Annotated in this window: 21 protein-coding genes and 5 tRNA genes; 15 read left to right on the top strand and 11 right to left on the bottom strand. The window is 70.7% G+C overall.

Going from position 1 to position 21,303, the window contains the following annotated elements; translation table 11 throughout:
- Positions 1–57: 57 nt before the first annotated feature.
- From IG05_RS0126885 to IG05_RS0126850, 8 genes are all read right to left on the bottom strand, one after another.
- Complete coding sequence (locus tag IG05_RS0126885; protein WP_030346570.1) at positions 58–327, bottom strand: ATP/GTP-binding protein; 270 nt, start codon at positions 325–327, stop codon at positions 58–60.
- The gene (locus IG05_RS0126880; protein WP_030346568.1) at positions 308–883 is read right to left on the bottom strand and encodes a DUF742 domain-containing protein; all 576 of its coding nucleotides are present in this window, start codon (positions 881–883) and stop codon (positions 308–310) included. The genes IG05_RS0126885 and IG05_RS0126880 overlap by 20 nt, the downstream gene beginning before the upstream one ends.
- Positions 884–977: 94 nt before the next feature.
- Positions 978–1,391 (bottom strand): roadblock/LC7 domain-containing protein, encoded by a 414-nt coding sequence (locus tag IG05_RS0126875; RefSeq protein ID WP_004983065.1) that lies wholly within the window; start codon positions 1,389–1,391, stop codon positions 978–980.
- Positions 1,392–1,401: 10 nt separating this feature from the next.
- Positions 1,402–4,620 carry a nitrate- and nitrite sensing domain-containing protein gene (locus IG05_RS0126870; protein ID WP_199808388.1) on the bottom strand — a complete coding sequence of 1,073 codons (3,219 nt, stop codon included), beginning with the start codon at positions 4,618–4,620 and terminating at the stop codon, positions 1,402–1,404.
- Positions 4,621–5,018: 398 nt separating this feature from the next.
- Positions 5,019–5,318 (bottom strand): ATP/GTP-binding protein, encoded by a 300-nt coding sequence (locus IG05_RS0126865; protein WP_051790297.1) that lies wholly within the window; start codon positions 5,316–5,318, stop codon positions 5,019–5,021.
- On the bottom strand, positions 5,299–5,697 hold the full coding sequence (locus IG05_RS0126860; RefSeq protein ID WP_009190816.1) for a DUF742 domain-containing protein: 399 nt from the start codon (positions 5,695–5,697) through the stop codon (positions 5,299–5,301). The genes IG05_RS0126865 and IG05_RS0126860 overlap by 20 nt, the downstream gene beginning before the upstream one ends.
- 111 nt (positions 5,698–5,808) lie before the next feature.
- A complete protein-coding gene (locus tag IG05_RS0126855) occupies positions 5,809–6,222 on the bottom strand; it encodes a roadblock/LC7 domain-containing protein (RefSeq protein WP_030346561.1) in 414 nt (137 codons plus the stop codon).
- Positions 6,223–6,231: 9 nt separating this feature from the next.
- Positions 6,232–10,008, bottom strand: coding sequence for a nitrate- and nitrite sensing domain-containing protein (locus IG05_RS0126850; protein ID WP_030346559.1), 3,777 nt, complete (start codon positions 10,006–10,008; stop codon positions 6,232–6,234).
- 571 nt (positions 10,009–10,579) lie between these two features.
- Here IG05_RS0126850 and IG05_RS0126845 point away from each other — a divergent pair.
- From IG05_RS0126845 to IG05_RS0126800, 10 genes are all read left to right on the top strand, one after another.
- Complete coding sequence (locus IG05_RS0126845; protein WP_030346557.1) at positions 10,580–10,774, top strand: hypothetical protein; 195 nt, start codon at positions 10,580–10,582, stop codon at positions 10,772–10,774.
- 237 nt (positions 10,775–11,011) lie between these two features.
- Positions 11,012–11,797, top strand: coding sequence for a fumarylacetoacetate hydrolase family protein (locus tag IG05_RS0126840; RefSeq protein ID WP_030346555.1), 786 nt, complete (start codon positions 11,012–11,014; stop codon positions 11,795–11,797).
- Positions 11,790–13,274 carry a glutamate--tRNA ligase gene (gene gltX / locus IG05_RS0126835; RefSeq protein WP_078894505.1) on the top strand — a complete coding sequence of 495 codons (1,485 nt, stop codon included), beginning with the start codon at positions 11,790–11,792 and terminating at the stop codon, positions 13,272–13,274. Before IG05_RS0126840 ends, gltX begins: the two co-directional genes overlap by 8 nt.
- A 116-nt stretch (positions 13,275–13,390) precedes the next feature.
- A complete protein-coding gene (locus IG05_RS0126830; RefSeq protein ID WP_030346552.1) occupies positions 13,391–14,053 on the top strand; it encodes a DUF4241 domain-containing protein in 663 nt (220 codons plus the stop codon).
- A gap of 35 nt (positions 14,054–14,088) precedes the next feature.
- Positions 14,089–14,820, top strand: a complete 732-nt coding sequence (locus IG05_RS0126825; protein WP_030346551.1) for an HAD family hydrolase — start codon at positions 14,089–14,091, stop codon at positions 14,818–14,820.
- 91 nt (positions 14,821–14,911) lie between these two features.
- Positions 14,912–14,983 (top strand) — tRNA-Gln (locus IG05_RS0126820).
- A 21-nt stretch (positions 14,984–15,004) separates the two neighbouring features.
- A tRNA-Glu gene (locus IG05_RS0126815) sits at positions 15,005–15,077 on the top strand.
- A 29-nt stretch (positions 15,078–15,106) separates the two neighbouring features.
- A tRNA-Glu gene (locus IG05_RS0126810) sits at positions 15,107–15,179 on the top strand.
- 21 nt (positions 15,180–15,200) lie between these two features.
- Positions 15,201–15,272 (top strand) — tRNA-Gln (locus IG05_RS0126805).
- Between the two features lie 28 nt (positions 15,273–15,300).
- Positions 15,301–15,373: transfer RNA gene (locus tag IG05_RS0126800), tRNA-Glu, on the top strand.
- Positions 15,374–15,424: 51 nt separating this feature from the next.
- Here the strand turns inward: IG05_RS0126800 and IG05_RS0126795 are convergent.
- Entirely contained in the window at positions 15,425–16,069 is a 645-nt protein-coding gene (locus IG05_RS0126795; protein WP_030346549.1) for a MerR family transcriptional regulator, read from the bottom strand.
- An 80-nt stretch (positions 16,070–16,149) separates the two neighbouring features.
- Between IG05_RS0126795 and IG05_RS0126790 the strand changes: the two genes are divergently transcribed.
- Positions 16,150–16,647, top strand: coding sequence for a DUF4188 domain-containing protein (locus tag IG05_RS0126790; RefSeq protein ID WP_030346548.1), 498 nt, complete (start codon positions 16,150–16,152; stop codon positions 16,645–16,647).
- Between the two features lie 125 nt (positions 16,648–16,772).
- Here IG05_RS0126790 and ndgR read toward each other — a convergent pair whose 3' ends face one another.
- The gene (ndgR, locus tag IG05_RS0126785) at positions 16,773–17,489 is read right to left on the bottom strand and encodes an IclR family transcriptional regulator NdgR (RefSeq protein WP_009320373.1); all 717 of its coding nucleotides are present in this window, start codon (positions 17,487–17,489) and stop codon (positions 16,773–16,775) included.
- Positions 17,490–17,695: 206 nt separating this feature from the next.
- Here ndgR and leuC point away from each other — a divergent pair, with 206 nt between their 5' ends.
- The 4 genes from leuC to IG05_RS0126765 all read left to right on the top strand — a co-directional run bounded on the left by leuC (position 17,696) and on the right by IG05_RS0126765 (position 21,027).
- Positions 17,696–19,123: a 3-isopropylmalate dehydratase large subunit gene (leuC, locus tag IG05_RS0126780; protein ID WP_030346545.1), complete on the top strand. Its 1,428-nt coding sequence runs from the start codon at positions 17,696–17,698 to the stop codon at positions 19,121–19,123.
- Positions 19,124–19,125: 2 nt separating this feature from the next.
- The gene (leuD, locus tag IG05_RS0126775; protein WP_030346543.1) at positions 19,126–19,719 is read left to right on the top strand and encodes a 3-isopropylmalate dehydratase small subunit; all 594 of its coding nucleotides are present in this window, start codon (positions 19,126–19,128) and stop codon (positions 19,717–19,719) included.
- 275 nt (positions 19,720–19,994) lie between these two features.
- Positions 19,995–20,225, top strand: coding sequence for a hypothetical protein (locus IG05_RS0126770; RefSeq protein WP_030346541.1), 231 nt, complete (start codon positions 19,995–19,997; stop codon positions 20,223–20,225).
- Between the two features lie 136 nt (positions 20,226–20,361).
- Positions 20,362–21,027 (top strand): HU family DNA-binding protein, encoded by a 666-nt coding sequence (locus tag IG05_RS0126765; protein ID WP_030346540.1) that lies wholly within the window; start codon positions 20,362–20,364, stop codon positions 21,025–21,027.
- Positions 21,028–21,098: 71 nt separating this feature from the next.
- Here IG05_RS0126765 and IG05_RS49490 read toward each other — a convergent pair whose 3' ends face one another.
- Positions 21,099–21,302, bottom strand: coding sequence for a hypothetical protein (locus IG05_RS49490; RefSeq protein WP_030346539.1), 204 nt, complete (start codon positions 21,300–21,302; stop codon positions 21,099–21,101).
- Position 21,303: the final 1 nt, after the last annotated feature.

The raw sequence follows: 21,303 nt of genomic DNA, 5'->3' as shown, positions 1-21,303 counted from the left end.
CCGGGGTACGACGAAGGGGCCCTCTCCGTGGGAAAGGGCCCCTTCACACGGGAACGGCTAGCGCAGTCGGGCCATCAGGGCGTGCTCCACGAGCGTGATCAGTGCGCTCTTGGCGTCCGCGCGGTGGCGGGCGTCGGTCGTGATGATCGGGGTGTCCGGGCCGATCTGGAGCGCCTCGCGCACTTCCTCCGCCTCTGTGCGCAGCGGGTTGATCTCCGAGACGGCGCCGACGAACGTGGTCTTGCCCACGCCGAAGCCGCCCGCCACCACGATCTTCGCGGAGGTGGTGGAGCGGGAAGGACCGCCGCTAGAGCTTGCGAAGTCCACTGAGCACCCTTTCGAGCAGTGTCACGTCTGGCTGGCCGCCGGCGTTCTCGTCGCCGCCGGGCTGATGGATGGCGACCAGGCCCGCCTCCGCCAAGTCGGCGACGAGAATCCTGGCCACGCCGAGGGGGATGGTCAGCAGGGCCGAGACCTCGGCCACCGACTTGATCTCCCGGCACAGGTTGCAGATCCGCTGATGCTCGGGCAGCTGGCCCTGCATCTGGTGCGGAGCGGCGGTGGTGTGCACCAGCGCCTCGATGGCGAGCTGGTAGCGCGGGCGGGTCCGGCCGCCGGTCATGGCGTACGGCCGCACCAGGGGGTTGTTGGCCGCCGCGGCCGGAGCCGGCTCGGGGCGGCGCTGCGGCTGGACCGGCTGGATCCGCGGGGCCGGGGGCTGGTCGTACGGCGACGGGCCGGGTCCCTGCGGGGCGTACGGCTGCCGGTGGCTGGGTGCGGAGGGGAAGTTGTACCGGTTCGCCGAACCGTCGCCCTGGCCTTGGCCCTGGGCAGGGCCGTAAGACCAGTTGCCCGAAGACGAACCGCCTGGGGGTGTTGCCACTTTCTCCTCCTCCGACTGCGCCGGGCACCCATCCGTGTGGAGCCGCGTCCCGAAACCTTACGGCCCCGGGACGCGAATACGCACCGTCCGATAATTAGTTGAGAAGGCTTCCCTGGAGCTCCGCACGGAGATCCGGGGTGAGGACCGTGCCCGCGCGGTCCACCAGAAGTGCCATCTCGTACCCGATGAGACCGATGTCCGCCTCCGGATGGGCCAGCACGGCCAGCGAGGAACCGTCGGAGATGGACATGATGAAGAGGAATCCGCGCTCCATCTCCACAACCGTCTGATTCACGCTGCCCCCCTCGAAGATCCGGGAGGCGCCTGCCGTCAGAGACGTCAGACCGGAGGCGACGGCCGCGAGCTGGTCGGCGCGGTCGCGGGGAAAGCCTTCGGACATCGCCAGAAGGAGTCCGTCGGCGGAGACCACCACCGTGTGGGACACCCCCGGGGTGTTGTCCACGAAGTTGGTGATCAACCAGTTCAGGTTCTGTGCCGCCTGGCTCATCGGGCTCACACTAACGCTCCTGGTTGTAGGTGCTGTCAGGACCGAAGCCCTGGCCGTTCGTTTCACTGCCTGCGCTGCGTCCGCGCTGGACGCCCCGGCGCAGGTTGCTCAGCCTGCCCCGGACGTCCTCCGGGGCGCGGGAGACCTGCGGGCCTCCCTGGGGGGTGGTTTCGGCGGAACCCTCGACCAGATTGGCCTTGGGCACCCGCCGGGGCAGACCGGAGGCGGTGACCCCGCCTGCCTTGGGCTTGCGGAGCTGCGAGGCCTGCTGCCACCGCTCGTCGTTGGCCGAGCGCCAGTTGCTGTCGCCACTCGCCCCCGGCGCGTTGCCCGGTGCGGGAGCCGGCGCTTCCTGCTGCCCGCGCGCCGTGCCGTTCGCGGAGCCGGCGCCGTGGGAACCGCTCGCGTGGGATCCGCGGCGGGGCAGCCCGGCGTCGGTCAGCGCGTGTGCGGCGGGGGAGGCCGTTCCCGGACGGTCGAAGCCTACGCCGTTCCGCTCACTCGCGTCAGCGGCCTGCGGGGATTCCGTTTCCGGAGCGTACTGGGCCGGATAGCCGTTCTGGTAGCCGTCCTGCCGGGGCCAGTCGTCCTGGTAGGACGGCGCCTGGGCAGGCTCCGCATACGGGGCCGAGGGCTCCGGGTAACCGCCGTTCGGGGAGTAGCCCTCGTGCTGCGCGGGCTCCCCGCCCTGCGGGTAGTACTGCTCGTCGTACGACTGCTCGTACTGCTGCCGCTCGTACGACGGCTGCTGCTGCTCCTCGTACGCCGGCGCCTCGTACGCCTGCTGGGGCTGCTCCTCGTACGGCTGCCGCTGCTGCTCCTGGTACGCCGACGGCTCGTACGCCTGGCGCTGCTGCTCGTCGTACGCCTGCTGCTCGCCGGGCTCCTGGCCGTGGGTCTGGGCCTCCAGCGCTGCGCGGCGCCCCTCGCGCATCAGCGAGCGGCCGACGGGGTCCAGGTCGCGGGGGTCGTCGGGGACCTCCGTGTACCGGCTGTCGTCGAAGCCCAGCTCGGCGGCGGTGCGCAGCGGCGGCGGCTGCTGCTGGCCGAAGCTCTCACCCTGGAACTGCTGCTCCGGGATGATCTGCGAGACGGTGAACTCCTCGCGGTCCAGCGGGGCCTCGCCGCCACCGCCGTGCGTGATCGCGTCCGGCAGCATGACCAGGGAGGTCGTACCGGCCTGCTCGCCCGAGGGGCGCAGCTGGACCCGGATGCCGTGCCGGTCGGACAGCCGGCCGACCACGAACAGGCCCATGCGCTGGGAGATCGCGGCGTCCACGGTCGGCGGGTTGGCCAGCTTGTGGTTGATGTCCGCGAAGTCCTCGGCGGTCAGGCCGATGCCCTTGTCGTGGATCTCGATCATGACGCGGCCGTCGGGCAGCCGGGTCGCGGTGACGCGGACCTTGGTCTGCGGGGAGGAGAACGTGGTGGCGTTCTCCAGCAGCTCGGCCAGCAGGTGCACGAGGTCGGTGACCGCGCGGCCGTGGATCTCGGCCTCCGGGACGCCGGACAGCTCGATGCGCTCGTACTGCTCCACCTCGGAGGAGGCGGCGCGCAGCACGTCGACCAGCGGGACCGGCTGGTCCCAGCGGCGGCCGGGCTCCTCGCCGGCGAGGACCAGGAGGTTCTCGCCGTTGCGGCGCATACGGGTCGCCAGGTGGTCCAGCCTGAAGAGGTTCTCCAGCTGGTCCGGGTCGGCCTCGTTGTTCTCCAGGTCGGTGATCAGGGTCAGCTGGCCCTCGATCAGCGACTGGTTGCGGCGCGACAGGTTGGTGAAGATCGCGTTGATGTTGCCCCGCAGCAGCGCCTGCTCGGAGGCGAGCCGGACCGCCTCGCGGTGGACCTGGTCGAAGGCGCGGGCGACCTCGCCGATCTCGTCCTTGGTGGTGATCGGGATCGGCGCGACCCGGGTGTCGACCCGGCCGGGGTCGGTACGGGAGAGCTGGTCGACCAGCATCGGCAGCCGCTGCTCGGCGATGCCGAAGGCGGCATTGCGCAGCTGGCGCATCGCGCGGCTCATCTGGCGGGCGACCGCACCGGCCAGGATGAAGGCGAGCAGCAGGGCCACCACGACGACGGCACCGGTGATGAACGCCGAGGTCTTGGCGTCGTCGGCGATGTCCGAGGCCTCGTTCACCGCCTTGTCGGCCATGTCCGACTCGATCTGGCGGTAGGCCTTGTACTTGAGGGTGTTGACCGCCCACCAGTTGTCGGCGGTGACGCCCCCGGCGGCCAGCTCGTCACGGGTGAGCGTGCTGGTGTCCTTCATGGTGGCGAGCGCGCCCACCATCTTCGTCGGGTCGGCCGACGCGGCGCCCTTGCCGCCCTGGGACTTCTGGGCCATGGCCGCGGCGTCCGACTTGACCTTGTTCTCCAGGTCGGTCAGCTTCTGCGCGTCGGCCTCGGTGCCACCGCCGATGTACTCCTCGCGGGCGATGCGCTCCAGGTAGGCGTACGAGGACAGGGAGACCCGCTGGGTCGCCAGGTTCGGGGCGTCCGGGCCGGGCTTGACCAGCAGGTGCGTGCCGATCGACCGCTCCAGGGACAGCGCCGCCTTGGTCAGCGAGATCGCGTAGACGGTACGGCCGTAGGAGGTGATGTTGCCGGTGCCCAGACCGAGTTCGTTGGCGAACTCCATGAGGGGGTGGGCGAGCGCGACGTAGCCCTCTTCGGTCTTCACCCCGGTCATCGCGGGGGTGTACGCCGCCTGCCGCAGCTGGGCCAGCTTGGGCTCGACCTCGCGGAACAGCGTCAGCCGGCGCTTGAGGCCGGCCTCGGCCGGCATGTCCTTGGCCGCCTCGTCGAAGCCGTCGGCGGCCTGGTCGGTGGCCTTGCGGGCGTCGGCGACGGTCTGCTTGCTGGCCGCGTCCTTCTTGTTCAGCAGCAGCGGAGCCGCGGTGACGTCGCGCTCGCTCTCCAGCGCGTCGGCGTAGGTCAGGGCGGCGCGCACCAGACGGGCGGTGTTCTCGGCGTCGCGGGCCTGCTGCCAGGTGTCGATGGAGCTCTTCACCTGGAAGCCGCCCATGACCAGACCGACCGCCACGGGTATGAGCAGGATCGCGTTCAGCCGGGTCGGCACCCGCCAGTTGCGCGGGGAGAAACGGCCGCCGCTGGGCGCGGGAGTGGCCGCCGGTTCCGTTCCGGAAACGGGGGTGGGCGCCGCAGCGCGCGGCGGCGGGGTGAAGTTGCCCCGCGCCGACGGCTCGGGACCGTTCTTGCTTCGCCTCACTCGACCAACAACCTCTCGGCGGTCGGCACCTACGTCGTGCCGCAGTCTCTCAGAGCCCGGTTCGCCATCGACCACCAGTACGTACGCGGTACGTCCTCAGTACGTCTTCGACCATTGGGCAGTTCAGGCATTCCAGCACGTGGACCAGCGCACTTCCAAACAGTGGAAAGCCCGTGATGAAGCCGTTGTAAGCGCAAGATAAAACGGTCATAAAGAGCGAGCCCCGCCAAAACGCGGGGCGTTCGTGCGCACAGCGGCACCACGCGACCGCGTCGCGTGGCGATACCCGGGGATTCCTCTGCCGAACTGTTATGAACGCCGGAGCCGACCGTGTCAAAGGCCACAGTCGGCTCCGATCTCCTGACGGCAACTGCCGTAGGACCCGTCGTACTTGAGTGCTACTTCAAGCGCGCCATCAGGGCGTGCTCCACGAGCGTGATCAGCGCGCTCTTTGCATCCGCACGGTGTCGGGCGTCGGTCGTGATGATCGGGGTGTCCGGCCCGATCTGGAGCGCCTCGCGCACTTCCTCCGGGGCGTAGGGCTGCTGTCCGTCGAAGCCGTTGAGGGCCTCTGTGCGCAGCGGGTTGATCTCCGAGACGGCGCCGACGAACGTGGTCTTGCCCACGCCGAAGCCGCCCGCCACCACGATCTTCGCGGAGGTGGTGGCCCGGCCCGCGTCAGAGCTTGCGAAGTCCACTGAGCACCCTTTCGAGCAGCGTCACATCCGGAGCGCCGCCGTTGTTCTCGTCGCCACCCGGCTGGTGGATGGCGACCAGGCCGGCCTCGGCGAGGTCGGCCACCAGGATCCGGGCCACGCCCAGCGGCATGGCCAGCAGCGCCGAGACCTCCGCGACCGACTTGACCTCGCGGCACAGGTGGCAGATGCGCTGGTGCTCCGGAAGGAGCCCCATGAGTGCTGCCGGGTCGGCCGTGGTGCTGATCAGCGCCTCGATGGCGAGCTGGTAGCGGGGCCTGGTCCGGCCGCCGGTCATGGCGTAGGGCCTCACCAGCGGCTGGTCGCCCTCGTCCCCGTACGGCTCCGCGTACGGATCATGATGGGCGGTGGGCGGGGTCATGAATCCTCCGGGCGGGACAGCAAGTCGGTCAGTCAAGCCGTCTGACGGGGCCGGTGGGGGGATTGTGGCGGCCGGACGGTGTTTTGGTGAGGTGGGTGGTGCCGGGGGCGGTCAGTGGAGCAGACTGCCCTGGAGTTCGGCGCGCAGGTCCGGGGTGAGTACCGCACCCGCGCGGTCGACGAGCAGTGCCATCTCGTAGCCGACGAGACCGATGTCCGCATCGGGGTGGGCCAGTACCGCGAGGGACGACCCGTCCGAGATGGACATCAGGAAGAGGAACCCGCGCTCCATCTCGACGACCGTCTGCGCCACCGTGCCGCCCTCGAAGATCCGGGACGCCCCGGCCGTCAACGAGGTCAGCCCGGACGCGACGGCCGCCAGCTGGTCGGCGCGGTCCCGCGGGAAACCTTCGGACATCGCCAGCAGAAGGCCGTCGGCGGAGACCACCACTGTGTGCGACACCCCGGGGGTGTTGTCCACGAAGTTGGTGATCAACCAGTTCAGGTTCTGTGCCGCCTGGCTCATCGGACTCAACTAACGCTCCTGCTGGTGAGTGGGGCTCGGGAAGCTGCCGGTCTGGCCGCTGCCGGCCTGACGGCCCTGAGCGATGCCCCGACGAAGATTGGTCAGCCGTCCGCGTACGTCGTCAGGCGCACGCGAGACCTGCGGACCGGCTTGGTGCTGTTGCTGCTGGGCGGTGCCCGGGACGAGGTTCGCCCGGGGCACCCGGCGCGGCAGGCCGGAGGTGGTGACCCCGCCGGCCGCGGGCTGCCGGACGCGTTCTGCCTGCCGGACGAGTTCGTCGTTCGGCGAGGTGCGCCAGGAGCCGGTGTTCTGTGCGGACCGCTGCGGAGCCGGCGCGGGTGCCTGCTGCTGCCGCGGTGCGGGAGCGTTCTCCTGCCGCGGTGCGGGGGAGTTCTCCTGCTGACCGTGGAACCAGTTGGTCTCCAGTGTGTCGTACAGCGGGGTACGGCCGTCACCCGGGCTGCTGGCCGGCGGCAGCGCCTCCGGCTCCTGGCGGACCGGGCGCTGCTGCGGCGCGGGCGGGCGCGGGGCACCGAAGTCGCCCCGGCCGGCCGGCTGCGGACGGTCGAACTGGCCGGTGTGGCCGGGGTTCTGGCGGCCCGGGAGGGCGTGCTGCCCGGTGGAGCCGCCGTCGTAACCGCCGTCGTAAGCCTGCGGGGCCTGCGGGGCCGGGAACTGGCCCGTGCTCTGCGGGTCGTTGGCCGGCTGTCCGGGCGCCGGCGTGCCGAACACGTCGGAGCGGACGTACGCGTCGCCGCCCTGCTGGGTGCCGGGACCCTCGAAGGGACCCGGCTGCCTGCCCTGGTCGGGACGCGCGAACTGCCCGGTCTGCTGGAGGTTGTCGGGACGCGCGAACTGGCCCGTCTGCTGGGCGGTGTCCGGGCGGGCGAACTGGCCGGTGTGCGAGCCGCCCGCGCCGTTCGGCTCGGCGCGCGGGAACTCGCCCGTCGCGGCCGGGCCCTGGGCGTCGATCCGGGGCATCTCCGAGGTCGAGCCCGGACCCTGCCGGTCGTCCACCCGCGGCATGCGTGCGGTCTGCGTCGGGTCCTGCTCGTCGTGACCGCGGGGGGTGTCCATCGCGGCCCGCGACAGCGGGGCTTCGCTCCAGTCCGGGGTGCGGGACTGCGGGTCACCGCCGGGCAGCTCGGCCCGCGGGCCGCCGCGCGGCGGCAGCTGGGGCTGGCGGCCCTGGTCCGCGGGAGCGCCGGACCGCCTGCGGCCACGGCCGCCGCCGAAGGCGTCCTGCTGCGGCCCACCCGGGCCGGCGGCCTGCAGGCCCTGCGGGGCACCCGGCGCCTGACCGCCGAAGCCGGCCGGCGCGGGACGGTTCTGCTGGGGGCCGCCGGGGCCGCCCTGCGGACCGCGCGCTCCGCCCGGCGCACCGGGACGGCCGCCCTGGCCCGTGCCGGGCAGCGCGGCCCGGGGACCCTGGGCCGGGCCGACCTGGCCGCGCGGGCCGGGGCCGGAACCGAGCAGACCACCGCCGGCCGGGGCGCCGCCGGGGTTGCCGTTCTGCCGGCGGGCCGCTGCCGCACCGGCGGCGGCCTGCGCGGCGGCGGGACCACCGGTGGACCCGGGCGCGCCGGGCTTGCCGGGAACGGGCTTCCGGCCGCCCTGGGCGACGTCCACGGGGAGCATGACCAGCGCGGTCGTACCACCGGAGTCGGACGGGCGCAGCTGGATGCGGATGCCGTGGCGCTGGGACAGCCGGCCGACCACGAACAGACCCATGCGGCGGGAGACGGAGACGTCCACGGTGGGCGGCGAGGCGAGCCGCTCGTTGATCGCCGCGAGGTCCTCGGGGGAGAGGCCGATACCGGTGTCGTGGATCTCGATCAGCACGCGGCCGTCGGGCAGCGCGTGACCGGTGACCTTGACCTTGGTCTGCGGCGAGGAGAACGAGGTCGCGTTCTCCAGCAGCTCGGCGAGCAGGTGTACGAGGTCGTTGACCACGCGGCCGGCCACTTCGGTGGTCGGCACGGCGGCCAGCTCGATGCGCTCGTACTGCTCCACCTCGGACGCGGCGGCGCGGAGCACGTCGACCAGCGGGACCGGACGGGTCCAGCGGCGGCCCGGCTCCTCACCGGCGAGGACGAGGAGGTTCTCACCGTTACGGCGCATACGCGTGGCGAGGTGGTCCAGCTTGAACAGCGAGGACAGCTGGTCCGGGTCGGCCTCGCGGGACTCCAGCTCGGAGATCAGCGACAGCTGGCGCTGGATCAGACCCTGGGAGCGGCGCGAGAGGTTGGTGAACATCGCGTTGACGTTGCCCCGCAGCAGGGCCTGCTCGGCGGCGAGGCGGACCGCCTCGCGGTGCACGTCGTCGAAGGCCGCGGCCACCTGGCCGATCTCGTCCCGGGAGTGCACACCGACCGACTCCACCGAGGTGTCGACGTCCTGCGGGTCGGACTCGGAGAGCTGCTTGACCAGCTCGGGCAGCCGGTCCTGGGCGACCTTGGTCGCGGTCTCCTGGAGCCGGCGCAGCGAGCGGATCATGGACCGGGCCACGACGAACGCGCCGACGAGCGACACACCGAGGACGAGCAGGATCAGCGCACCGGAGATGATGGCGTCACGCTGGGTGGCGCTCTTCAGCTCACGCGCCTTCTGCTCCATCTCCTCCAGCAGCGTGTGCTCGATCTTCTTCATCTGCTCGATCTTGGACGAGCTGTCGTCCACCCAGTCCTTGTAGGACCGCGCCGGCAGCTGCTGCAGGCCGTCGGGGGACTCGAACGAGCGCTTGGCGTAGGTGTCCGCGGCCTCGATCGTCGGGTTGCCCTCGTCGATCGGCTTCAGCAGCTCCTCGGCGTTCTGGTCCGCGTAGATCTTCCGGAAGATCGCCAGCTCGGAGTTCTCGCTCTCGTACGCCGACTGGCCGTAGAGGCGGTCGTTCTCGGAGAGGTCGCCCTTGGTGTCGGTGGTCGCGGGCAGCGCGGCGGCGATCATCGCGCGCTGCACGGACGCGTACTCCTTGGCGGTGGAGAAGGCCGCCAGGGCGCGGGTGCGGGAGATCATCTCCGGGTTGCTGGACGCCTCGGCCATGTCCTGGGACAGGCCGATCAGCTGGCTGATGAGCCGGTGGTAGGACTCGACCGTCTGGGAGGCGTTCTCCTTGGACCCGTAGGCCTTCTGGCGGATCTTGGCGAGGTCGTCGAGCTGGTTGGCCAGGCCGACGAGCGCGTCGCGCACGCCCTGCAGGTTGCCGTCCTTGCTCGCGGCGTCGATCTCCTCGGAGGAGTCGAGGAAGTTCTCGCGGGCCCGGTCCGTCTTCTGCTGGTACGCCTTGATCTGGTAGTCGTTCTTCTTCAGACCGCCGTGGGCCAGCGGGCCGGCGGACTGGTCGCGCTCCTCCTGGAGCGCCATCGCCAGTTCGGTGGCCTGCTTGGTCATCTCCGTCAGCAGCTTCATGTTGTCGAGCTGCTGGATGTCGTTCATGTTCTCGTTGATGCGCAGCGCGCCCAGCGAGGTCGCCGCGACCACGGGCAGCGCGAGCAGCGACACCAGGCGCGTGGAGATGCGCCAGTTGCGCAGCGCCAGCCGCGAACCCGTGCTGGTCGGGCTCTGCGCGGGCTTCGCCGACGGCGTGGGGCCGGCCGAGGGCGTCGCGGTCGTGGAAGCCGATGCGGCGGACCCGCCCGGGCGTCCGCGCTCACCGCCGTCTCCGGCCTGGGCCTGGCCCGGGTTCTGGGCGTGCTGGGGCGAGGAGCTGACGGCCTTGGGGCCAGTCCCGCCGTGCGGCTCCGGCTCCGCCGAAGCGCTGCCATCCCTCTTGAAACGTCCCTGCACTAGCGTCGCAACCTCTGGACCAGGCGCCCCTCCGCGCGAACGGAGGGACACGGTGTCGGCGTTGTGGTGAGCGCCCTGAATACGCCCCCCGGGTGGTCTTGAGTGACCGGCCGCTGGTTCCCCCCTATCTCGCCGCCACTCGGCGCTGTACGCGCCCCCAGTGCGCCGGCTCGATCCTGCGGCGGTCCGTGGAATTCCAGCACAGTGCAGGATCTCCAACAAGGGCAGTGGACCGAGCTGTGACCTCCGTGACCCCCTGTGAGGGGTGTGTCACCGGCCGTGGAACCGGTTTCAGGGCATAACGGGCATACCCCGGTGAGTCGCTGCTCGGGGTCCGGTGTCCCAGTCGCCATGATCAGGAGCGGAATGGCCGCTTCAGGGGGTCAATGTCCGTTTCCGTGAGGCGAGTTGAGGGTCGGAATTGACCGATTTGCCCGTGAGGTCGTGAGCAAACTCACACGCACATCAGGGGGAGTTGGCGGCTTCGCCGGGGAATCGGATGTTTAGCCTGGCGCTTTACAAGAGGGACGACTCTGCCAACCACGCGACCAGAGGGCACAGGACGACAACGGTGAAGACGACGATGATGTTCCGCAACATAGCCAACCCGCGACGCACGACCCTGGCGCACCTGACGGACGCCGGCGAGCTGCACACGCCCGAGCTGCCGGAGCACTCCGTCGACCTCCCCGCCCAGACGGCCAACCCCCGCCGCACCGTCCTCATGGAGGTCCCGGCCGGCGCGGGCGTCCCGGCCGGCGAGTAATCCGGCGCCTCCCCGGGCCCGGGGAGGCGCCGACGGTTCCACCGAGCGCGGCCGAGGGATCGGGTGACTCCCTCCGGCCGCGCTCGCGTTTTTCCCGGCGTTTTCCGCACGGCGGCCCACAAGCTCCGATGACCCGCCTCTGACCTGCGCCGATGCCCCCAGAAGCGAACAACTTCGCATAGCTCCGTTAACCTGAGGCGTCAGTACGCCGGTTCTCAGTGAGGGGCGCAGGATCCCGTGCGCATCGCCAGGTTCTCCATCGACGGGAACGTAGCCTTCGGCGCGGTCGAGGGCGACAAGCAGGACGAACTCGTCCTCGACATCATCAAGGGCATTCCGTTCGCGGACTACGAGCTGTCCGGTACGAAGGTGCCGCTCGGCAAGGTCAGACTGCTCCCGCCGGTGCTCCCCAACAAGGTCGTGGCCTTCGGCCGCAACTACGCCGAGCACGCGCGCGAGCTGGGCAACGAGGTGCCGGACGCCCCCTTCGCCTTCTTCAAGCCGTCCACCTCGGTGATCGGCCCCGGCGACGACATCCAGTACCCCTCCTTCACCGAGGAACTGCACCACGAGGCCGAGCTGGCCGTGGTCATCGGCCGCATGTGCCGAGAGGTCCCGCGCGACCGCGTCAAGGACGTGATCTTCGGCTACACCTGCGCCAACGACGTCACCGCCCGCGATGTGCAGAAGCGCGAGAAGCAGTGGGCCCGGGCCAAGGGCTTCGACACCTCCTGCCCGCTCGGCCCCTGGGTGGAGACGGACATCGACCTCGCCCGCGCGAACGACCTCACCGTGCAGCTCACCGTCAACGGCGAACAGCGGCAGCTGGGACGCACGAGCGAGATGATCCACCGCATCGAGGACCTGATCGTCAACATCTCCGAGGCCATGACGCTGCTGCCCGGCGACGTCATCCTCACCGGCACCCCCGCGGGGGTCGGCCCCCTGCACGTCGGCGACGAGGTCGCCGTCACCATCGAAGGCATCGGCACTCTCACCAACAAGGTTGTCAAGCGTGGCTAGCGCACCCGGCTCCCCCGTACGCGTCCGTTTCTGTCCCTCGCCCACCGGTAATCCCCACGTGGGCCTGGTCCGCACCGCCCTGTTCAACTGGGCGTTCGCCCGGCACCACCAGGGCACCCTGGTCTTCCGCATCGAGGACACCGACGCGGCCCGCGACTCGGAGGAGTCGTACAACCAGCTGCTCGACGCGATGCGCTGGCTCGGCTTCGACTGGGACGAGGGCCCCGAGGTCGGCGGCCCGCACGCCCCGTACCGCCAGTCGCAGCGCATGGACATCTACGCGGACGTCGCCCGCAAGCTGCTGGACGCCGGCCACGCCTACCACTGCTACTGCTCCCAGGAGGAGCTGGACAGCCGCCGCGAGGCCGCCCGCGCCGCCGGCAAGCCGTCCGGCTACGACGGCCACTGCCGCGAGCTGACCGCCGAACAGGTCGAGGAGTACCAGGCCCAGGGCCGTACCCCGATCGTCCGCTTCCGGATGCCCGACGAGACGATCACCTTCACCGACCTGGTCCGCGGCGAGCTGACCTTCACCCCGGAGAACGTGCCCGACTACGGCATCGTCCGGGCGAACGGCGCCCCGCTGTACACGCTGGTCAACCCGGTCGACGACGCGCTGATGGACATCACCCACGTGCTGCGCGGCGAGGACCTGCTGTCCTCCACCCCGCGCCAGGTCGCCCTGTACAAGGCGCTGACGGAGCTGGGCATCGCCAAGCAGACCCCCGCCTTCGGCCACCTGCCGTACGTGATGGGCGAGGGCAACAAGAAGCTCTCCAAGCGCGACCCCCAGGCCTCCCTGAACCTCTACCGCGAGCGCGGCTTCCTGCCCGAGGGCCTGCTCAACTACCTGTCGCTGCTGGGCTGGTCGCTCTCGGCGGACCAGGACATCTTCTCGATCGAGGAGATGGTCGCGGCCTTCGACATCTCCGACGTGAACCCCAACCCGGCGCGCTTCGACCTGAAGAAGTGCGAGGCGATCAACGCCGACCACATCCGCATGCTGGACGTGAAGGAGTTCACCGAGCGCTGCCGCCCCTGGCTGAGGGCCCCGTTCGCCCCCTGGGCGCCGGAGGACTTCGACGAGTCGAAGTGGCAGGCGATCGCCCCGCACGCCCAGACCCGCGTGAAGGTCCTGTCGGAGATCACCGACAACGTCGACTTCCTCTTCCTGCCGGAGCCGGTCTTCGACGAGGCCTCGTGGACCAAGGCGATGAAGGAGGGCTCCGACGCCCTGCTGCGCACGGCCCGCGAGAAGCTGGAGTCCGCCGACTGGACCTCCCCCGAGTCCCTCAAGGAGGCCGTCCTGGCCGCCGGCGAGGCCCACGGCCTCAAGCTCGGCAAGGCCCAGGCCCCGGTCCGCGTGGCCGTCACCGGCCGCACGGTCGGCCTGCCGCTCTTCGAGTCGCTGGAGGTCCTGGGCAAGGAGAAGACGCTGGCCCGCGTCGACGCGGCGCTGGCCAGGCTGACGGCGTAGTCGCGCGCGCACCCGAGGGGGCGGTGGCCGTACCGGCTGCCGCCCCCTCGGGCTTGTCGGTGGGCCGCACTAGTGTTCCGGCCCACACGACGAGCAAGATCGAGAAGGGCGCCGTCATGCCGATGAGTCCGCGGGACTACACCTGGCTGTTCACACCGGGCAGCACTTTCAGCTTCGAGACCGGCACCCAGGGCGTGATCCACCTGGCCGACGGCGGCGAGCTGGACCTGCCCACCGGCCGGGTCGTCGCCTGCGACCCGTTCGTCCACCTCGGCAGCGGCGACGTGGAGCCCTTCACGGCCACCGTGGCGCCCGGCCGCTACCGCGTCGACGCGGCCGTCGCGACCCTCGCCCGGCCCGGCGAGCCCCCGTCCGGCCACCCGCACCTGCGCGTGGCCGCGGCCCGCCTGGTCATCCGCGACGAGCCGGCCGTCACCTGGGAACCGGCCCTGCGCCCCGGCCAGGACCCGGCCGGGCTCGACGACGACGAGTTCTTCGGGTACGGCGTCGACGCCGGCACCGGCTGCTTCTACGATGCCTCGGCCGAGGAGGCGTTCCCGGAGACCGAGGAGGAGGAAGGGCCGCTGTGGGACGCGTTCGAGAGCAGCGACTGGTCGCCGGGGCCGTTCCTGGTCACGTCCACCACCGGCGGTCACACCCTGGCCGCGTTCACCTCGGGCTGGGGCGACGGCTTCTATCCCACCTGGACGGGCCGCTCGGCCTCGGGTGAGATCACCTGCTTCGTGACGGACTTCTTCGTGGCCCCGGACCCCGCGTAGTCCGCCCCGGCCGGTCCGGCGGTACCGTCGGACCCATGACGATCCGAGCCGTGCTCTGGGACGTGGACGACACCCTGTTCGACTACACGACCGCGGACCGCGAGGGCATGCGGGCGCACCTGGCGGCCGAGGGGCTGCTCGCCGGGTACGACAGCCCGGAGCAGGCCCTGGTGCGCTGGCGGGAGATCACGGAGCGCCAGTGGGCGCGGTACGCGGCGGGGGAGTGCTCGTTCCAGGAGCAGCGGCGCGACCGCGTGCGGGTGTTCCTCGGCACGGAAGCGACCGACGCCGAGGCCGACGCCTGGTTCCAGCGGTACGCCGGGCACTACGAGGCCGCCTGGAGCGTCTTCCCGGACGTCCTGCCCGCCCTGGAGGCGCTCTCCGCCAGCCACCGGCACGCGGTGCTGTCCAACTCCAGCCTCGCCGTCCAGGAGCGCAAGCTGCGCACCCTCGGTCTGCTCGACCGGTTCGAGTCCGTGCTGTGCGCCGCCGAGCTGGGCGTCTCCAAGCCGGAGCCGGGCGCCTTCCTGGCGTCCTGCGAGGCACTGGGGCTGCCGCCGCACGAGGTGGCGTACGTCGGGGACCACCCCGAGATCGACGGCCGGGGCGCCGCCGAGGCCGGACTGCTGTCCGTGTGGATCGACCGCGGGACGGGCGTCGTACGGGCCGTCGGGGAGGTCGTCTGCCGCCGGATCTCCACCCTCGCCGAACTCCCGGCGCTCGTCCGCGCGGATACCCGTTTTGGAGCCCCGTCCACCTTCGGGTAATGTTCTTCCTGCGCCGAGGGGAGCGGGCCGAAAGGCCGGAGCCCTGAGGAGCAGACTAGAACGAGAACCCCGCAGGGGGATTGAGTTCCAGTGGCCTATGGTGTAATTGGCAGCACGACTGATTCTGGTTCAGTTAGTCTTGGTTCGAGTCCAGGTAGGCCAGCTCGCAGAGCTTATCTGCAAAGCCCCCGTTGTGTAGCGGCCTAGCACGCTGCCCTCTCAAGGCAGTAGCGCCGGTTCGAATCCGGTCGGGGGTACTGATCTCGATCTTGTCGGGATCGCTAGGGCCCCCGTTGTGTAGCGGCCTAGCACGCCGCCCTCTCAAGGCGGTAGCGCCGGTTCGAATCCGGTCGGGGGTACTGACTGGTCTAAACCATCATTGGTCTATGGTGTAATTGGCAGCACGACTGATTCTGGTTCAGTTAGTCTTGGTTCGAGTCCAGGTAGACCAGCTCGGACCTGCGGAAACGCAGAGTCCAGGCCCCCGTTGTGTAGCGGCCTAGCACGCCGCCCTCTCAAGGCGGTAGCGCCGGTTCGAATCCGGTCGGGGGTACGCAGAGGGAAGGCCCTCCACTTCGGTGGGGGGCCTTCGTCGTGCCGGACGCTACTCGAAGCCGTACCGCCGGGCCGACTCCTCCTCCTGGGCCAGCCGGCGCAGGGCCTGCAGCATCGGCTCGGTCAGCACCGCGCCCAGCACAGCCGTCTCCACCTTCTCCGCCTCCGACGGACGGGTCTCCACGAAGTCCAGGTCGAGCCTCGCCGCCCGGTGCATCAACTCGGCATAGGCGACGAGCAGTTCGCTGCCCCAGTCGTAGCCGAGCCGGCGGAACGCGGCCACCGCCACCACCAGGGAGCGGTACGCGGGGGAGATCGTCGTCAGCAGCCGCGCGTTCGACCAGCCCAGCCGGTCCAGCAGCTCGTCCGCCTCCCGGCGCGCGGCCCGGACGTACTCGTCGTCCTCGTCCGGCTCCGGCACCTGCGGCAGCGCCCACAGGGCCGCCCCCAGCCGGATCGTGCGGCCCAGGGACTCGTCGTCGACGTTGCGCAGCACCTCCCGGACCGTGGCCACCGGCAGCCCGCCGACCTGGATCATCGCGCGCACCAGCCGCAGCCGGCGCAGATGCCCGTCGTCGTACTCCGCCGTCGTCGTGTTGATCTGGCGGCCCGGCGGCAACAGGCCCTCGCGCAGGTAGTACTTGATCGTGGCGGTGGCCACACCGCTGCGTCTGCTCAGCTCGGCAAGCCGCATGTCTTGCGCGCCTCCTTGGATACCGCCACTATCCAAGCACCGGCCGTTGGATAGTGCCGCTCACCGACGAGGGGGAAGTCATGGTGTCCCGTACGACCGCCGACGCGAAGGGTGACGTCGTCGTCCTGCTGATAGGCATGCGCATCAACCGCTTCCGGGCCGTCCACCTGTGGCTGCCGGTGCTGTTCGCGATGCTGCGCATGCTGCGCGAGCTGGCGAAGGACCCCGCGCGCGGGCTGCGCGCCAAGGTGCTGCTGACGGCGTCACCGCGCACCTACTACGTCGTGCAGTACTGGGAGTCCAAGGAGAAGCTGTACGCCTACGCGACCGCGCCCGACGCCTTCCACCACGAGGTCTGGGCGCGGATCAACCGCAAGGAGCGGGCCGGGAAGCTGCGCGGCGAGGTCGGGATCTGGCACGAGTCGTACGTCGTGCCGGAGGGGTCGTACGAGGCGGTCTACGGGGACATGCCGGCGTTCGGGCTGGCCGCCGCGCACGGGCAGGTGCCGCTCGCGGCGCGCGGGCGGTACGCGAAGGACCGGTTCGCCTACCGGTCGGGGGAGGGCGCGGGCGCCTGAGTGCGGCGAAGCCGCACGTCGTACGGACGGCCTGGCGCCCCCGGTCTCACTGCCCCGCCCCCGGGAAGGAGCCGCCGCGGCGTTGAGGCGGGCCCTTCCCGGGGGCGGGGTTACTGCTCGCCGGCTCAGCCCGAGCGGCGCAGGGCCTCCGAGAGGCGGGCCGCGGCGTCGATGACCGCCTGGGCGTGCATGCGGCCCGGGTGACGGGTCAGGCGCTCGATGGGGCCCGAGACGGACACGGCGGCCACCACGCGGTTGGAGGGGCCGCGCACGGGCGCGGAGACGGACGCGACGCCCGGCTCGCGCTCGCCGATGGACTGGGCCCAGCCGCGCCGCCGTACGCCCGACAGGGCCGTCGCCGTGAAACGGGCGCCCTGAAGGCCCCGGTGCAGGCGCTCGGGCTCCTCCCAGGCCATCAGGATCTGCGCCGAGGAGCCGGCCTTCATGGTCAGCGTGGAGCCGACCGGGACGGTGTCCCGCAGGCCGGACAGGCGTTCCGCCGCGGCCACGCAGATCCGCATGTCGCCCTGGCGACGGTAGAGCTGCGCGCTCTCGCCGGTGACATCACGGAGGTGGGTGAGCACGGGGCCCGCCGTCGCGAGCAGGCGGTCCTCGCCCGCCGCCGCCGCGAGCTCCGCGAGGCGCGGGCCGAGGATGAACCGGCCCTGCATGTCGCGTGCCACCATGCGGTGGTGTTCCAGGGCCACGGCCAGGCGGTGGGCCGTGGGTCGTGCCAGTCCGGTGGCCCCGACCAGACCCGCGAGGGTGGCCGGACCGGACTCCAGAGCGCTCAGGACGAGGGCCGCCTTGTCCAGAACGCCGACGCCGCTACTGTTGTCCATGCAACGATACTCACGTCTCACTCTGTGAAACGCAAGTTCAATTTTCCGTGGAACGCGCCACCCTGGAATCACACAGCGGCCCGCAGACCAACGGGCCTGGCGGTGGACGCCCGGAATCACGACGTTCAGGGGCCCCGAGAAGGGCAGCCACCGTCCTCAAGATCTCTAGTTGGGTCGGTGGACGCTTGCCGGCCGGAGGGAAAGCGATGGGTAGGACACTCGCGGAGAAGGTCTGGGACGACCACGTCGTCCGGCGCGCCGAGGGCGAGCCCGACCTCCTCTACATCGATCTGCACCTGCTGCACGAGGTGACCAGCCCCCAGGCCTTCGACGGTCTGCGCAAGAGCGGCCGGACGGTGCGTCGCCTCGACCTCACCATCGCCACCGAGGACCACAACACCCCCACCCTCGACATCGACAAGCCCATCGCCGACCCGGTCTCCCGGGCCCAGCTGGAGACGCTGCGCAAGAACTGCGCCGAGTTCGGCGTGCGGCTGCACCCGCTCGGCGACGTCGAGCAGGGCGTCGTGCACGTCGTCGGCCCGCAGCTGGGTCTGACCCAGCCCGGCACCACCGTCGTCTGCGGCGACTCCCACACCTCCACGCACGGCGCCTTCGGCGCGCTGGCGTTCGGCATCGGCACCTCGCAGGTCGAGCACGTGCTGGCCACCCAGACGCTGCCGCTGGCCCGCCCGAAGACCATGGCGATCACGGTCGAAGGCGAGCTGCCCGACGGCGTCACCGCCAAGGACCTGATCCTGGCGATCATCGCGCGGATCGGCACCGGCGGCGGCCAGGGCTACATCCTGGAGTACCGCGGTTCCGCCATCGAGAAGCTCTCGATGGAGGCCCGGATGACCATCTGCAACATGTCGATCGAGGCCGGCGCCCGCGCGGGCATGATCGCCCCCGACGAGACCACCTTCGCCTACCTCAAGGGCCGCCCGCACGCCCCCGAGGGCGCCGACTGGGACGCCGCGGTCGCGTACTGGAAGACGCTGCGCACCGACGAGGACGCCGTCTTCGACGCCGAGGTCGTCATCGACGCCACCGAGCTGTCGCCGTTCGTCACCTGGGGCACCAACCCCGGGCAGGGCGCGCCGCTTTCGGCGGACGTCCCCGACCCGGCTTCGTACGAAGACGCTTCGGAGCGGTTCGCCGCCGAAAAGGCCCTGGAGTACATGGGGTTGGAGGCCGGCCAGCCGCTGCGCTCCATCGAGGTGGACACCGTCTTCGTAGGCTCCTGCACCAACGGCCGCATCGAGGACCTGCGCGCCGCCGCGGACCTGCTGCGGGGCCGCAAAGTCGCCGACGGGGTACGGATGCTGGTCGTCCCGGGCTCCGCGCGCGTGGGTCTGCAGGCCGTCTCCGAGGGCCTGGACGTGGTCTTCAAGGAGGCCGGCGCCGAATGGCGGCACGCGGGCTGCTCGATGTGCCTCGGCATGAACCCGGACCAGCTGGCCCCGGGCGAGCGCTCCGCCTCCACCTCCAACCGCAACTTCGAGGGCCGGCAGGGCAAGGGCGGTCGTACGCACCTGGTGTCGCCGCAGGTCGCGGCGGCCACCGCCGTCCTCGGCCACCTGGCCTCCCCGGCCGACCTGACCGACGTCCCCGCGCCCGCTGGAGCCCGATAACCATGGAAGCCTTCACCACCCACACCGGCCGGGCCGTCCCGCTGCGCCGCAGCAACGTCGACACCGACCAGATCATCCCTGCTCACTGGCTCAAGAAGGTCACCCGGGACGGCTTCGAGGACGGATTGTTCGAGGCCTGGCGCAAGGACCCGGAGTTCGTCCTCAACCGCCCCGAGCGGCAGGGCGCCACCGTCCTGGTCGCCGGCCCCGACTTCGGCACCGGCTCCTCCCGCGAGCACGCCGTCTGGGCGCTGCAGAACTACGGCTTCAAGGCCGTGATCTCCTCCCGCTTCGCCGACATCTTCCGCGGCAACTCGCTGAAGAACGGCCTGCTCACGGTCGTGCTCGACCAGCAGACCGTGGACGCGCTGTGGGAGCTGACCGAACAGGACCCCACTGCTGAGGTCACTGTGGACCTTGAGGCGCGTGAGGTCCGCGCCGAGGGCATCACCGCCTCCTTCGAGCTGGACGAGAACTCCCGCTGGCGGCTGCTGAACGGCCTGGACGACATCTCCATCACGCTCCAGAACGAGGCCGACATCGCCACCTACGAGTCGAAGCGCCCCGCCTACAAGCCGCGGACGCTCCAGGTCTGATCCGGGCCCCCGCGGACCCCCGGACCGGGTCGGATTTCGGCCACCGCAACACCCCCTCTGTACCCCCGATCGCCACGATTGGGGGTACAGCCATGTCTGCACCCGAACGGCCCTGCGACCAAGCCCAGCTCAGCCCAACTGCCCACGTTAGGACGGCCGTTGTTTGGGTACGTGAGTGCTGTGTTCGCGTCCACCGCAAGTGCCTGGAAGGCCATTTGAGGCGGCAGTTGCCCCCTGCGCAGGCGACAACTCGCCCCAGATGGCACAATCTGTGCATGGAACACGACGGCCAACTCCAGCTCTATACGGCGGTCGCGAACCAGCTCAAGGAAGCGCACGCAAAGGTGCGCGCACTGCAAGTCCCGGAGGGCGTACGGATGGCGCTGACCCGGAAGCTGCTGGTCATTACGGCCGCGGCCAAGCACGATCTCGCCGACGCGGCAAGGCGGCTCGATCGGTTCACGGCGGACCTCGACGCGGGTCGCATCCCCGAAGAGGACCGCTGAACCGTCCGGGACGGCCGAGTCCGTTGCGGCACGAGGGTGATAAGCCCGTTTCGTGTTTGATTTGCGGTATATATCTGCCTAACGTGCGAAAAAGCTTGAACACTTTCGTTCTGGCGAAGTCTCCGAAGGGGAAGACGTGAACAAGGCGCAGCTCGTAGAAGCGATTGCCGACAAGGTGGGTGGCCGCCAGCAGGCCGCCGACGCTGTCGATCATGTCCTGGACGCCATCGTCCGCGCGGTCGTCGCGGGCGAGCGGGTCTCGGTCACCGGCTTCGGGTCCTTCGAGAAGGTGGACCGTCCCGCCCGCTACGCCCGCAACCCCCAGACGGGCGAGCGGGTTCGGGTCAAGAAGACCTCCGTGCCGCGCTTCCGCGCCGGTCAGGGCTTCAAGGACCTGGTGAGCGGCTCGAAGAAGCTGCCGCGCGGTGGCGAGGTCGCCGTGAAGAAGGCGCCCAAGGGCAGCCTGTCCGGCCCGCCGCCCACCATCGCCAAGGCCGTCGGCAAGAAGGCCGCCGCCAAGAAGACGGCCGGTGCGGCCAAGAAGACCACGGCGGCGAAGAAGACGACGCCCGCGAAGAAGACCACGGCCACCGCCAAGAAGACCACGGCGAAGAAGGCGCCCGCCGCCAAGAAGACCACCACGGCGACCGCCAAGACCGCCGCGACGAAGACCGCCGCGAAGAAGACCACGGCGAAGAAGGCCCCGGCGAAGAAGGTGACCGCCAAGAAGGCCCCGGCGAAGAAGTCGACGGCCCGCAAGACCACCGCGAAGAAGACCACCGCCCGCAAGGCGACGTCGTAGGACCGCCAGGGCATTCACGCGCCGGGCCGGACTCCCCAGGGGAGCCCGGCCCGCGGTGTGTACAAGGGCGGTCAGAAGGTCTGGAGGGTGACGAGAGTGATCCGGAGGGTGCCCCCCTCGCCCTCCGTCTCGATCCGCACGCGTTGCCCGGGGCGCAGCAGCCGCAGGTCTCCGGCGTCGAACGCGGCGCGGTCGAACGGCACCGGGGTGCCGTCGTCGAGGAGCACCTGCCCGCTGCGGGTCTCCGGGTCGTAGGTGAACGCGGTGGCTTGCATG

It is taken from the genome of Streptomyces sp. NRRL S-1022, from assembly GCF_000720135.1.
GTDB lineage: Bacteria > Actinomycetota > Actinomycetes > Streptomycetales > Streptomycetaceae > Streptomyces.
This window is presented reverse-complemented; position numbering and strand designations above follow the sequence as displayed.

What these genes read in the sequence shown, in the direction of transcription:
- IG05_RS0126875 (WP_004983065.1), bottom strand. Translation starts at nt 1,391, where the DNA reads ATGAGCCAGGCGGCACAGAACCTGAACTGGTTGATCACCAACTTCGTG.
- IG05_RS0126860 (WP_009190816.1), bottom strand. Translation starts at nt 5,697, where the DNA reads ATGACCCCGCCCACCGCCCATCATGATCCGTACGCGGAGCCGTACGGG.
- IG05_RS0126855 (WP_030346561.1), bottom strand. Translation starts at nt 6,222, where the DNA reads ATGAGCCAGGCGGCACAGAACCTGAACTGGTTGATCACCAACTTCGTG.
- IG05_RS0126830 (WP_030346552.1), top strand. Translation starts at nt 13,391, where the DNA reads ATGCCGATGAGTCCGCGGGACTACACCTGGCTGTTCACACCGGGCAGC.
- IG05_RS0126825 (WP_030346551.1), top strand. Translation starts at nt 14,089, where the DNA reads ATGACGATCCGAGCCGTGCTCTGGGACGTGGACGACACCCTGTTCGAC.
- IG05_RS0126795 (WP_030346549.1), bottom strand. Translation starts at nt 16,069, where the DNA reads ATGCGGCTTGCCGAGCTGAGCAGACGCAGCGGTGTGGCCACCGCCACG.
- IG05_RS0126790 (WP_030346548.1), top strand. Translation starts at nt 16,150, where the DNA reads ATGGTGTCCCGTACGACCGCCGACGCGAAGGGTGACGTCGTCGTCCTG.
- ndgR (WP_009320373.1), bottom strand. Translation starts at nt 17,489, where the DNA reads ATGGACAACAGTAGCGGCGTCGGCGTTCTGGACAAGGCGGCCCTCGTC.
- leuC (WP_030346545.1), top strand. Translation starts at nt 17,696, where the DNA reads ATGGGTAGGACACTCGCGGAGAAGGTCTGGGACGACCACGTCGTCCGG.
- leuD (WP_030346543.1), top strand. Translation starts at nt 19,126, where the DNA reads ATGGAAGCCTTCACCACCCACACCGGCCGGGCCGTCCCGCTGCGCCGC.
- IG05_RS0126770 (WP_030346541.1), top strand. Translation starts at nt 19,995, where the DNA reads ATGGAACACGACGGCCAACTCCAGCTCTATACGGCGGTCGCGAACCAG.
- IG05_RS49490 (WP_030346539.1), bottom strand. Translation starts at nt 21,302, where the DNA reads ATGCAAGCCACCGCGTTCACCTACGACCCGGAGACCCGCAGCGGGCAG.